This is a genomic window from Bacillus sp. JJ722, assembly GCF_036963345.1.
Taxonomy (GTDB): Bacteria; Bacillota; Bacilli; order Bacillales; family DSM-1321; genus Bacillus_AD.
This window is the reverse complement of record NZ_JBALMO010000004.1, coordinates 17,786-30,371: the sequence shown is the minus strand read 5'-3', so window position 1 is coordinate 30,371 and position 12,586 is coordinate 17,786. Positions and strand designations below refer to the sequence as shown.

The 12,586-nt window shown below is 33.5% G+C and carries 15 protein-coding genes and 1 pseudogene; 6 read left to right on the top strand and 10 right to left on the bottom strand.

The window, feature by feature from the left end; translation table 11 throughout:
- Positions 1–201: 201 nt before the first annotated feature.
- The 3 genes from cbpB to V7014_RS00370 form a co-directional block, all read right to left on the bottom strand.
- Positions 202–636, bottom strand: coding sequence for a cyclic-di-AMP-binding protein CbpB (gene cbpB, locus V7014_RS00380; RefSeq protein WP_335502692.1), 435 nt, complete (start codon positions 634–636; stop codon positions 202–204).
- Positions 637–731: 95 nt separating this feature from the next.
- On the bottom strand, positions 732–857 hold the full coding sequence (locus V7014_RS00375) for a hypothetical protein (protein WP_335502689.1): 126 nt from the start codon (positions 855–857) through the stop codon (positions 732–734).
- Between the two features lie 109 nt (positions 858–966).
- A complete protein-coding gene (locus V7014_RS00370; protein WP_335502686.1) occupies positions 967–1,206 on the bottom strand; it encodes a YkuJ family protein in 240 nt (79 codons plus the stop codon).
- 169 nt (positions 1,207–1,375) lie between these two features.
- Here V7014_RS00370 and V7014_RS00365 point away from each other — a divergent pair, with 169 nt between their 5' ends.
- Both V7014_RS00365 and V7014_RS00360 read left to right on the top strand, forming a co-directional pair.
- Entirely contained in the window at positions 1,376–2,332 is a 957-nt protein-coding gene (locus V7014_RS00365; protein ID WP_335502684.1) for an MBL fold metallo-hydrolase, read from the top strand.
- Between the two features lie 63 nt (positions 2,333–2,395).
- Positions 2,396–2,629: a glutaredoxin family protein gene (locus V7014_RS00360; RefSeq protein ID WP_335502681.1), complete on the top strand. Its 234-nt coding sequence runs from the start codon at positions 2,396–2,398 to the stop codon at positions 2,627–2,629.
- A 136-nt stretch (positions 2,630–2,765) separates the two neighbouring features.
- On the opposite strand, the gene V7014_RS00355 is transcribed toward V7014_RS00360, so the two are convergent.
- Entirely contained in the window at positions 2,766–3,968 is a 1,203-nt protein-coding gene (locus tag V7014_RS00355; RefSeq protein WP_335502679.1) for an EAL domain-containing protein, read from the bottom strand.
- Between the two features lie 319 nt (positions 3,969–4,287).
- Here V7014_RS00355 and V7014_RS00350 point away from each other — a divergent pair, with 319 nt between their 5' ends.
- Entirely contained in the window at positions 4,288–4,896 is a 609-nt protein-coding gene (locus V7014_RS00350; protein WP_335502677.1) for a transglutaminase-like domain-containing protein, read from the top strand.
- 56 nt (positions 4,897–4,952) lie between these two features.
- On the opposite strand, the gene V7014_RS00345 is transcribed toward V7014_RS00350, so the two are convergent.
- A complete protein-coding gene (locus tag V7014_RS00345; protein WP_335502674.1) occupies positions 4,953–6,809 on the bottom strand; it encodes an SLC13 family permease in 1,857 nt (618 codons plus the stop codon).
- A gap of 183 nt (positions 6,810–6,992) precedes the next feature.
- Here V7014_RS00345 and V7014_RS00340 point away from each other — a divergent pair, with 183 nt between their 5' ends.
- Positions 6,993–7,853: a metallophosphoesterase gene (locus V7014_RS00340; RefSeq protein ID WP_335502671.1), complete on the top strand. Its 861-nt coding sequence runs from the start codon at positions 6,993–6,995 to the stop codon at positions 7,851–7,853.
- Between the two features lie 91 nt (positions 7,854–7,944).
- Here the strand turns inward: V7014_RS00340 and V7014_RS00335 are convergent.
- The 4 genes and pseudogenes from V7014_RS00335 to crcB form a co-directional block, all read right to left on the bottom strand.
- Positions 7,945–9,114: pseudogene (locus V7014_RS00335) on the bottom strand (putative bifunctional diguanylate cyclase/phosphodiesterase).
- Between the two features lie 103 nt (positions 9,115–9,217).
- Complete coding sequence (locus V7014_RS00330) at positions 9,218–9,607, bottom strand: hypothetical protein (protein WP_335502669.1); 390 nt, start codon at positions 9,605–9,607, stop codon at positions 9,218–9,220.
- Between the two features lie 208 nt (positions 9,608–9,815).
- Entirely contained in the window at positions 9,816–10,172 is a 357-nt protein-coding gene (locus V7014_RS00325; protein WP_335502666.1) for a fluoride efflux transporter FluC, read from the bottom strand.
- A complete protein-coding gene (gene crcB / locus V7014_RS00320) occupies positions 10,169–10,543 on the bottom strand; it encodes a fluoride efflux transporter CrcB (RefSeq protein WP_335502663.1) in 375 nt (124 codons plus the stop codon). The genes V7014_RS00325 and crcB overlap by 4 nt, the downstream gene beginning before the upstream one ends.
- Before the next feature lie 110 nt (positions 10,544–10,653).
- Between crcB and V7014_RS00315 the strand changes: the two genes are divergently transcribed.
- Positions 10,654–11,013, top strand: coding sequence for a hypothetical protein (locus V7014_RS00315; RefSeq protein WP_335502660.1), 360 nt, complete (start codon positions 10,654–10,656; stop codon positions 11,011–11,013).
- A gap of 262 nt (positions 11,014–11,275) precedes the next feature.
- Positions 11,276–11,761 (top strand): YkyB family protein, encoded by a 486-nt coding sequence (locus V7014_RS00310; protein WP_335502658.1) that lies wholly within the window; start codon positions 11,276–11,278, stop codon positions 11,759–11,761.
- A 98-nt stretch (positions 11,762–11,859) separates the two neighbouring features.
- Here V7014_RS00310 and V7014_RS00305 read toward each other — a convergent pair whose 3' ends face one another.
- The gene (locus V7014_RS00305; protein ID WP_335502653.1) at positions 11,860–12,444 is read right to left on the bottom strand and encodes an HD domain-containing protein; all 585 of its coding nucleotides are present in this window, start codon (positions 12,442–12,444) and stop codon (positions 11,860–11,862) included.
- Positions 12,445–12,586: the final 142 nt, after the last annotated feature.

Genomic DNA, 12,586 nt, shown 5'->3' with positions numbered 1-12,586 from the left:
TGTCTTATGCTTGTCGGGGCTAAACGGGCCGATTCCGCATTTCTCCGTTGACTTATCGTAGGGAGGATGGTGAAGTCCACTAGGAGCTGGGCGCTGGAGCTAGACACCCCACAATCTTTAAAAAAGCCGGCTTGAAAATAACTTCTAAGCCGGCTACCATAGTATTCTTATGATCTTTCTTAAAACAAGTAACCGACCTTATTAATCCTCAAGGTTATCATACACATTTTTAAGAATAGATCTTCTCGTTAAAATTCCTTCAAAAATGCCTTCCTCATTTTCCACACAAACAAATGGGTGGTCAATCAATAATTCAAAACCACGTTTTAATGAATCATCCATGCGCAATCTTGGAATATTAACATTCATCACATCGCTAACTTTCATTTCTTCTAACTTTTCAAATTCAATTCTCTCTAACCCCAGAATAGCGTCTAGAATTAAAGGAGAGCTTATCAGTCCATATAATTTAAAATGTGGATCTAATACCGGTATGGCTGTATAGCCGCTTTTAGTTAAAACTAATAAACCATGTTCCAAATTATTAGCAAATTGGACATGAGCTACTCTTTCAGCAGATATAACAAAAGGTTCAATCGGTGAAGTAAGCAATTCTATATTATTACTTGTTAACATAATTTTAATCCCTACTTTATAATAAAGAATATATTCTTTTTACTTATTTTAGCATATTTTTAATTGCTGTTCTTGTCGGTTGGAAAAATTAGCCGTTAATTCTTATTCTTTCTGCCCTCCAATAGCTTCCGAATCGCTATTAGTTCTTTTTTGGTAGTCATTAATTCAGCAAGCATGAGCAAAATAATAAACAACATGACAACTAAAATGAGTGTTTGCAAACTCATTACCACCCTTACAACTTTATTAACCGTATTATAACACACCTAGAATGTCAAAAGATTGTTGAAAGAAAAAAGCAGCATAAAAAAAGAGTCCAAAAATGGACTCTTACGCTTGTAATAGATCGAAAATCTCAATTGTAATCATATCGATGTTATCGAATTGATACTTAGATGATTTTCCCTTTTCATCGTATACTTCTAATTCAAACATAGCTGTTTTATTATAGAATGTTACTTGACATTTTTTAACACCATCTATTTCAAAAAAGCGTTGTGCAGTTTCTGTTTCCTTTGCTTGTTCTTGTAGATTATTCAGTCTTGTAATGATGCCTTGTAGTTGGGACATAGTGCATCTCCTTTCAATATGTAGCAGAATTCTTTCCGGTAGTTTTCACTATAACATAAAATATTATCCACCCGCTACGCCTAAGTAAATTCTGAATTTTTAATCATTATTTACATAATGCACATTTACTTTTAAAATAATAGTATCATTGCCTTAGGAGGGTTATATTATGTCTTCTGTTGAACAAATTAATAGTACTATTTATTGTATCGATTGTCACGACTTACAAAGAGAAAAAAGAACAGGTTGTTATGTTATAAAAGGAAAAAAGGTAACAATCATCGAAACCTCTGCCAGTCCCTCCATACCATACATATTAAAAGGACTTGAAGAACTCAACATTCACTTACACGATATTGAGCATATTATCGTTACACATATTCATTTAGATCATGCTGGTGGAGCTGGGCTACTTCTTGAAAAATGTCCAAACGCAAACGTAATTGTTCACACTAAAGGAGCTAGACATCTAGAAGATCCAAGCAGACTAATTGCCGGTGCACGAGCTGTATACGGAGAGGACTTCGACAATCTATTTAATCCAATTGTACCGATTCCAAAAGACCGATTAACCGTTGTACAACATGGTGAACAATTAGTTATAGAAAATCGAACATTAACATTTTATGATTCACCTGGACATGCTAATCATCATATTGCCATCCATGATTCTTTATCAAATGGTATATTTACTGGTGATACAGCCGGAATATACTATCGCGAACTCGATGATAGCCCTGCTCTATTATTCCTGCCTTCTACTTCTCCCAGCCAATTCAACCCTAAAGCTATGGAGAAATCGATTGCATTATTTGAAAGCCTTAATCCTGATTGTATATACTTTGGTCATTACGGTCATAGCAATAATCCTACCGAATTATTTAAGCAACTACGTCACTGGCTACCAATCTTTATTGAGTGTGGTAGACTAGCTATGAAAGAATCAACAGATACTGATGACAGGATGAAGATAGCGAGCGACTTATTAATGAAACGATTTACAGAATATTTAGGAGCATATCATATCCATCGAGAACATCCTGTTTATGAAATTTTAGAGCTGGATGCTAAAGTATCTGCTATGGGTATTATTGATGCATTGTTAAAAGGTGTCATTACAGAATAATCTCGGAAGTGATACAATCACCTATGCTATAATACTTCTTTAAGAACTTTTTTGGAGGAATCTATGCAAGCAGTTATTGTTTACACCCAACCAAATTGTCCGCCATGTGAATTTACAAAACTTTACTTGAAGAATCATGGTATACCTTTTGAAGAGAAAAACATTGCACGTGACAGTAAAGCTAAGAAAGAAATGATGGTTAAATACGATGCTTATTCCACTCCAGTCATCGTTATTGGAGAAGAAGTACTCATTGGATTTGATCAAGAAAAGATTGAAAAACTGTTATCTTTATAAACTACAATGCGTAAGCGTACAATTAGCTTCAAAGAGCTAATAATGGTTCGAGAAAAATCCAGTGCTTGACGCTTAATATCACCAAAAAGAGATTGCCAGAAATATTTTTCAGGCAATCTCTTTTTTACATTACGACTTAAAACAAATCATGCTCGTATAAATAATCATAAGATAAATCGATAAATAAATATTCGCTTTCATTTAATGGAATGGAGAATGTTCTAGTCGTTACCCCTGTATCGATATCACTATACGGATCAGAAAACTCACCCTTTTGGTCATTTCTCATCTTAATAATTGTTTTCAAGAAATAAGGTCTCCAGCTCCAATTCTTATTTTGATATTCATCTTGAATGATCCATTCGCTATGCTGCCTTAAAATATTAGGAGATGTTTGAAAACCATCTTCATCACAAACATACAGTCGAAAAGAAAAAGCTTCTAGTGACTTTGCTAGTCCCTTTAACTGTTCTATATCTGCACTTAAAAGCTTCGATTTCTGCACTATTGTACGAATTTCGTCCTGTAGCTGCTTCTTCTTATTAAACTTTTGCTCCAAACTTCTCTTCTCAGCAACTATAAAACTATGACATTCCTTTTTAAAACGGTCTTTTAATTGCTCCTTATTTATAAAATTAGCATTTGGCTCTGCCAAATAGAAACCTTGATAATATCTTCCACTATTTCGCCATGCAAACTGTAACTGATACACCGTTTCAATGCTTTCAAAAAGAAGCGTAGCACCAATTTTTCGTGCTAGGACACCAATCGAAGCAATAACATCCTTATGTGTATCCCAGCCTTGATATTTCAATTGTTCTAGATTGACTTTTAAAATTTGGGGAGACAATGTAGAAATGCGGTCTAGATGACTATCAGCACCTAAATGATCAATAGCGACTTTAATGCCATAGGTTTTATAATATGACAACAGATGGTGTAAACTCTCCATATCGCCATCAAATTTCTTCTCAGAAAGCTCAATAACGATCCGCGACATATTTTCTTCACTTACATATTCTTTTACAATTTCAAGGAATCCTTCTCCGTGGTCAAGCATCAATAGATTTGGATCTCGATTGATAAATATTAAAAATTCATCTTCCATGTCCTTCATCTTCTCAAGTGCCAGTCGAAGTACATGATTATCTACTTCCACTCTATACTCATCCGGGACTGATTCATCTTGAAAAAAAGATCCTAAACTTTCTACACCTGAATCATTTACATATCTTCCTAAAATCTCATACCCGATCACAACATGATCATCTGCACTAAAAATAGGTTGAAAAAATGGTTGTAGATGTTCAAGATTTGTCAACACTTCCATTGCATCCATGTTGTACCCTCCGAACATATTCATGATAGCTAAATTATACCATTATTGTAAAACAGGTTGTAGTTTAAAGCACTGAGTTAAATGGCCTAAAATCCTTACTTTACATTTGCTCCCCGTGGGACTCACATCTTGAATTATTATTAAATCAGATTCCACATTTTTCACAAAACAATCAAATTCTGCCTTTTTTACTTTATTAACAGTTATAAATAGAGTAAAATTATATTATTTTATAAATAAGAAAATTACAAAAAGAGAGATAATTTAACTCAGTTTTATATTTTAAACGAACAAAAAAAGGAAAAGGATGCTGTTTAAAATGAAATTGGAGCCAGAATCACTCAATCTAAAGGATTATGTAGTTGAAACCGATGTAGTTGATTACTCTCATTATTTAATTCGAACTAAAGCAATACAATTATTTCATGATAAACGAAGTGACATCGAAAAAGTCCAATCTGCATTTCTTTATGTACGAGATCATATTTCACATTCTTGGGACATACAAAGTCGGAAAGTAACTCGAAAAGCCTCAGATGTTCTTGAATTTAAATCAGGTATTTGTTATGCAAAATCGAATCTAATAGCAGCTTTATTACGTTCTGAAGGTATCCCTACAGGATTTTGTTATCAACGCCTTATGACCTTTGATACGCCTGAAAAAGGCTATTGTTTACACGCACTAAATGCAGTATATATTCAATCATTACAACGTTGGGTTCGTTTTGATACAAGAGGGAATAAACCTGGAATTAATGCTGATTTTTCTATAAATCGAGAAAAACTAGCCTTCTACCCGAATGAAGACATTGGTGAGAAAGACTTCCCTACCATTTATATAAATCCTAATCCAAGAACGCTTGCAACTTTAGAAACCTGTTCAGACGCAATTGAAATGTATAATTACTTCTTACCAGATTCATTGTAAGAAAAAATAAAAAAAGATAAAACCTTTATAGGCTTTATCTTTTTTATCCCATTATTCTAGAAAGGAAAGAACAGTGGAATTGCAATTAGTACAAATATCCCAACAAATATTTGTAATGGTACTCCAACTCTTACAAAATCATTAAATTTATATCCTCCTGCTGTCATAACCAATGCATTTGTTGGGGATGCAACTGGTGTTGAAAATGACATACTTGCAGCTACAGCCACGCACACAAGTAATGGATATGGACTTATTCCCATTCCAATAGCTGTTGTAATTGCAATTGGCGCTAAAATAATCGCAGTAGCGGTATTGCTAATAAATTGTGAAAGTATCGTTGTTATGAGATATAAACTAATTAAAATTCCATAAGGACCAAAATTACCAAAAATATTTAGCATACCATTACTAATAAACTGTACTCCACCTGTTTTTTCAAGTGCAATAGCCATCGGTAACATGGTACTGATTAAGATCACTGATTCCCATTGAATTTTTTTATAAGCTATCTCAATAGAACGAATGCATCCCGTAGCAATCATTAAAAAAGCAGAAATAGAAACACTCATAACTGGTGAAACGACCTCAAATATCAACAAAATAAGCATGAACGCTAGGATGGCCGCTGCAATTGGAGATTTTCCACTTGAATAAACAATATTGGCTTCTTCGGATACCGTGCCGAGTATGACAACATCATGCTTATCTTTGGATAACATCTCGATATCTTCCCATTTCCCATGAATAAGCAATGCATCTCCTAACTTCAATTTCTCTTTCATGAAATCAGTATGGATGTACTCACCTTTACGATTAATTGCTAGAACGTTACACGAATACTTTTCTCTGAAATGAGCATCAACAATCGTCTGATCTTCCATACTTGAATGAGGAGCAATTAATATTTCTGTCATTCCATAAGATTTCCCCAGAAAATGTGCTTTTATATCAGCTGAATCAAATGATTTCTGTTCTAATTCATAACGTTTTACAAATCGTTCTACTTCTTTCATTCCACCAAACACTAATAATAAATCATGAGGATGCACAATTTCATTCGCTCTAGCAACAATAGCTTGCTTCGATTGTTTTATCGATAACTTCTCTTTATTAATACGTTCGATTTCAATAACAGTTATTTCAAAGTTTAATGGCAATTTCAAATCAGCCAATCTTTCACCAACAATGTCTGACATTTCAGGAACATATACGAAGTGCAGTTGGTCATATACTTTATATAACCCTGCCAACTCACCGCTAGACAAACTTTTCCCATAGGATGATGGAGTTGCTGCATGATTCGGCAATAGCTTTCTCCCTATCGTCATCATGAACACCAACCCTGCCATTAACGCAATAATTCCTATTCCCGTTAGTGCAAAAAAGCCTAGATTCTCATATCCAGCTTTCACTAGTGCATCACTAACAACTAAATTGGGAGGCGTACCAATAATGGTTAACAAACCACCTAAACTACTAGCAAATGTCAATGGCAACAGAAAGCGTGATGGACTTACGTTCTGTTCTAACGCAATACTTATAATAACAGGCAACAAAACAGCTACGGTACCTGTGCTACTTAATACAGCACTAAATAGTCCAACAGTTACGATAAGAATGAACAATAATTTACGCTCACTATTACCCCCTAACCGCAGCAATGAGTTTCCAATATTTCTTGCTAAACCTGAATCAAAGATACCAGCACCAACTACAAATAAACCAGCTATCATAATAACAACCGGATTCGAAAAGCCCGATAATGCTTCTTCCGGTGTGAGAATTCCTAATATCGTAAGAGCTAATAGAGATCCAACAGCAATTAAATCTGGTCTAAATTTACTCTGTATAAATAATAAAGTAACAATTAGTAATATAAAAAAAGTGATGATCATAGGATGTATAATCATAAAGGACCCCCACTAAAATGCAATAAGAATTTTTTTCATTCCTTCTATGTAATTAAAAAATGATATACTTTAGAAAACGTTTTTACACTTATATTTTGTAAAATAATAAAACATAATAACTCAACAATAATTAAAAATAATATTTCAAGAATAATTCATCACATATGATTGGTTTGAAATGAAATGAAAAAGAAAATTACCCGAAGAACATTTTTAAAACGAAGTATAGCTACTTTACTCTCAATTTCTGGAATCGGAGTAAGCAGTCGTTATTACGCTGAGTACATCGAACCATATTGGATTGATATTACTTATCATACCATTTCTGATGAACATATTCCAAATGGATTCTCAGGGTCAACAATCGTACAATTTAGTGACACCCATTTAGGTTTTCAATATCAATTAAATGACCTCAATAAAACGGTGGGATTAATAAACGAGCTTAAACCTGATCTTATCGTATTTACAGGTGACTTAATGGATAATCCGAATCATTATCAATATCCTACTAGAATAGTACCTATTTTACAAAAGCTACACGCATCTTTAGGAAAGCTCTGTATATATGGCAATCATGATCATGGAGGATACGGATCGAATTTATATAGAAAGACAATGGAGGATAGTGGTTTTATTGTATTACACAATTCAAATACTATCATTAAAAATAAAATGAACCAATCCATCTATATATCTGGATTAGATGATGCCATGTTAGGGAAGCCCGATTGGGGAAAAGCTCTCCACAACATTCCCCAAAATGCCTATTCCATCCTTCTCTCCCACGCACCTGATTTTGCGGATCGGGCCAATAATGAACCCATTTCTTTACAATTAAGTGGCCATAGTCATGGTGGACAAGTCAAAATTCCTTTCTATGGAGCTCTCGTTACGCCACCCTTTGCGAAGAAATATTATGAAGGAATGTATGAGTTAGAAAATATGAAATTATATGTAAATAAAGGACTAGGAACAACTCGATTACCTTTTCGCTTCTTAGCCAGACCTGAAATTACCGTCTTTACTTTACAATCAATTTAGAACAAAAGCAACTGTCTATTCTGAATTAATAGCGATATCACCAAAGAGCCATGCTCGTAAAATGCGAACATGGCTTCTTTTATTATTTACATTAAACTTGCTTTTTAAAATATCGTTCTTCAATCTCACTTATTGGCAATGGTATACTAAAGTAAAACCCCTGCGCTTTTTCACAATTTACACTCCGCAAGAAATCCGCTTGTTCTTCTGTTTCTACACCTTCTGCTATTACTTCTAAGCCTAGACTATGCGCTAAATAAATTATAGTAGTAATAATGGCCGCATCCTTACGATCTGAAAGCACCTCTCTAACGAAAGAGCGATCAATCTTTAACGTATCCAGCGGGAACTGCTTTAGATAACTTAAGGAAGAGTATCCCGTACCAAAGTCATCTACAGAAATTGACACACCTAACCACTTTAATTTGTTTAACATTTGTAAAGCTTCAGATGTATCCTACATAGCCCCTTCTGTTATTTCGATTTCTAACAGGGCAGGATTTATACTATATTTATTAAGTAACGATTGGATTACATCTTTTAAACTTGGCTGCAAGAACTGTTTAGGTGATAGATTCACCGCAATTTTTACAGGTTCAAATCCTTTCTCATTCCATAATTGAATGACTTTGCACACTTCTTCAATGACCCATTCCCCAATAGGAATAATTAACCCCGTATCTTCTGCTATCGGAATAAATTCAGCTGGTGAAACAAAACCAAAGGCAGAATTTTGCCAACGGAGCAATGCTTCAATACTAGTAATTTCTCTAGTGATCAAATCGATCTGCGGTTGAAAATAAACGGAGAGTTCATTTCTCTCTATAGCTCTTCTTAATTTAGCCTCCATCTTAAATACATTTGGAAGATGTTCATGTAGTTTGGTACTATAAAATTGAAAATGCCCTCTGCCGCTTGCTTTCACTTGATATAATGCTCCATCTGCTTTTCTTATTAATGTCTCACTATCTAAACCATCAATTGGATAAATAGAAATACCAATACTAGGCGTCACAAAATAGTCTTGTCCATTAATTACAAATGATTCATAAAAACTCGCATACACTTTTGTAGCAAAAAGAACCACCGAATCACGATTTATACGAGGTAGTATTACAACATAATTGACTCCACTTATTCTATAAACAGAATAATCGTAATTTTCTATGGATAACAATCGTTCACCTACGCTCTTTAAGAGTAGATCTCGCATATAATACCCCATCGAATCATTGAACAACTTAAAACGATCTAAATCTATTTATAAAACAGCTATTTCATTATCATCTAATTTAGCTTTTTCTATTTCTAAATCTAAATTGTTAAATAAAGCTTTACGATTATAAAGCCCTGTCAAAAAATCATTAAAGCATGTGTTTATCTTCATTCTTCACTGGCATTAGAAAAATGTCAGAAACACAATCTTTCATAAACATATTATTTAGCGACAATCTAGTAACCTGTTCCGTTTCAAAGCCCATCACAAGTTGAAATTGACGTTTCATTGCAATGGCTATACATTCATTATGGACATCTTCAATAAGCTTTCCTATAGACCCTTCTGTTATCCATCCGGGATTAAAAGCATTTTGATTAGCATATACATAACGAAAACGCCGCTCTTCCTCCACCTGCATAATGATCAGAGAATCTTTAATTCTTTTAAATGCATTATCTAAAATGTTCTTTCCTTGCATCAAAAGGAAATGATCAATATCTTTTCTATGTTGAAATTGCATCACATTATTTCTCACTATCATCACACCTTACATATAATGCGAAACTACCACTACTATCTTCCTTTTATTTATACATTATTTCCCTGATAGTTATCATCATTATATTTCTATTTTTTCCGAAATACAACATAAGTCAGAAAATAAAAAACGAAAGGAAAACAGCTAAAGTTAAAAGATTTCAACAATCATTCCTCTAGTCGTTTTCCTATAATAATTAGTTTACTTAGAATTTAAATAATGAATAGCCGATGCTAAATAATAAAGTACACCCTACTATCGTAAGCAGCATATACGTTACGAAATACTTGTATAACTTTTGTTCCCATAGTTGGATTGCTTCTAAACTAAATGTAGAAAAAGTAGTAAACGCTCCAAAAAATCCTGTAAATAGAAACAGAGAAGACATATTCGATTCTATTAAAGAATAAAAAACACCAAATAAAAAAGATCCAACAAAATTGATTAACATAATAAACCACGGAAAACCTCTTTGCGAAAAATATTTTCCTAGTAAAAAACCGCCTAAATAACGACACACTGCACCTAAAAAACCACCTAATCCAACTAATAGGATATTCATGATTGTATTCTCCTATTTCCTTCACCTAATTTCATTCCAAACAATACAGCAATCAATCCTAACATACTTGTCGACAAAACATAGAAAAATGCAACGGGTATGAAATCATGCCATAGATTAAATGTTTCCATAGAAAACGTTGACATTGTTGTTAATCCACCGCAGTATCCTGTTCCTATAAATAGCATTTGTTCCGAAGATAATCTCTTATTATGTAGTAGCGTAGTTGCATAGCCTAAAATGAAACTTCCAACAACATTCACAATCAATGTTGGTATTGGCAATGAATGAGGAACTATAATGGAAATACCGTACCTAGTTAAAGCTCCTAGCGCTCCTCCCAGCCCAACAATCAAACAATTAATAATCATATTCTATTCCTTCCTAGCAATTATTATATTCATCACGATTCTGTTATGTACAGGCTCCATATCATATTATATCCATACAATATTAGAAAAAAAGAAACGGAGGCATAGTAATGTACTATTCTCATTATAGTCCTTATGGAATAATTCCTATATTACAAAATAATGGGCTGATATATAATAATAACCAGATGCGGAATGACCTTGGATATTACGAAGTAAACCCAGAAGATCAACGCTTCTTTCCTTTTCTTCTTCCTTTTGCTTTTGTAGCTGGACTTGCCATTGGGCCATTATTATTTAACAGACCTTACCCTTATCCAATATATACACCTTATCCTGTACCTCAAGCTTATCCTATACCACAACCTTATCCAGTACCGTATCCAACGACAATGTTCAATCAGTCACAGCAAGCCTTCAATCCAGTTTATGGAGGCATAACAGAAAACGTAAATATCTATGCGAAATGAATAAGCTAATCTTAAGAAAAAGCTGCCATTAAAAATAAGGCAGCTTTTGCTATTTGTAAAAAAAAACAAAAAGTATAATATATACATATACAGATTCATCTAAATTAACTTTTCTACTGTTTTATTATGTTCACTTCAATTTAATGAAATATCTATGAAAGAAATCTTAAAAAAAGAAGAATATTTTGATGTTTCTATCACTTTAACATAGCAAAATGTTATAATGACTATGAGAATTCTGTACATAGAAAGGAGTTGCAAAATGGACCATAACAAAACTAAACATCAAACCGTACAGGAACTACCTCAAGCAATATTCATAGTAAATAAACATGCAAAAGCCGCTCCTCAACCAAAAATATTATATGATTTAAAGCAATTGGCTATTAATAAGATGCTTAAAGAAGGTAAAGCAACCAAGCTTGGATTACATTTCTCAAACAATCCTCGAAATGCTCAGCAACAGTCTGATGTCATTATCGAATGCGGAGATTATATTTTTCATTTACCTCCATCTAAAGAAGATATTAAAACATTACCTCATCTAGGAAATCGAATTCCAGACAAGCGAAATCCTAAGACTCAAATGTCTTTATCTAGAGCTAAAGCAATCATTTATAATTATGTAGGGGCACGTGAATCAAAGAAAGAGAATGTTAAATCTTTTAGACATTGTAATACAAAGCCTAAACGTAAAATATCTTCTAATATTTTCACTTCATCTTTTCTTGGAAAAGATCTTTATTGATTATTGTACTAATATGACTTTATTTATACTTAGAGAATAAAAGCGATCTCACTCCCTTCGAAAAGAGAATAAGATCGCTTTTTTATTTTATAAATTAATTACTTCACAGTTTTCATATCAGATTCAAGGATTTGATAAAGTTCTTCAACCAACTGTTTATATTCATAGAAAAAAAGAGGTATGTCCTTCTGCTCAATGTTAGTAAATAAAGCTCGAGCTACTTCTGAGTAATACCAATACTGATCCTCTTTACCTCTAGCAAAGACAGACCACACTGAATCACCCATTTCTTTATGATATTTCATCACATTTGATAAGTTATCAAATTTGTCCGCAGCAATCAGTGCTTTCATTTCCAATGAAGAATCTTTGGCATTTTCGATAGTTTGTAGCTTTCTCTGTCTCCATGAATACAATTGATTCTCAGTGTTAGCATTTACTAGACAACCTACTTCAGAACCAAACTTCCGCTCAATTTCTAGAAGTGGCACAGTTGTATCTTCAACAACATCGTGTAAATATCCAGCAGCCACTACTGTATCACTAAAACCAGCTTCTGCTAATATATTTGCTACATGGTTAGGATGATTCATAAATGGCTCATTATTTAATTTTCTGATTTGACCTCTATGTGCTTCTTCTGCGAATTGCTTTGCTTGAAGAATTAAGTTTGATGGTTTCATGATTTTCTCCAACTCCTCCACATATTTGTGCAGTTAACCTTCATTGTCTAGGCTTGGAGAATTCAAAGAAGTAGTAGTGGAAGATCACTGTCCCACATAGTTCCATTCCTTAGATCATACATTTACCTTCTGCATTTGTAGA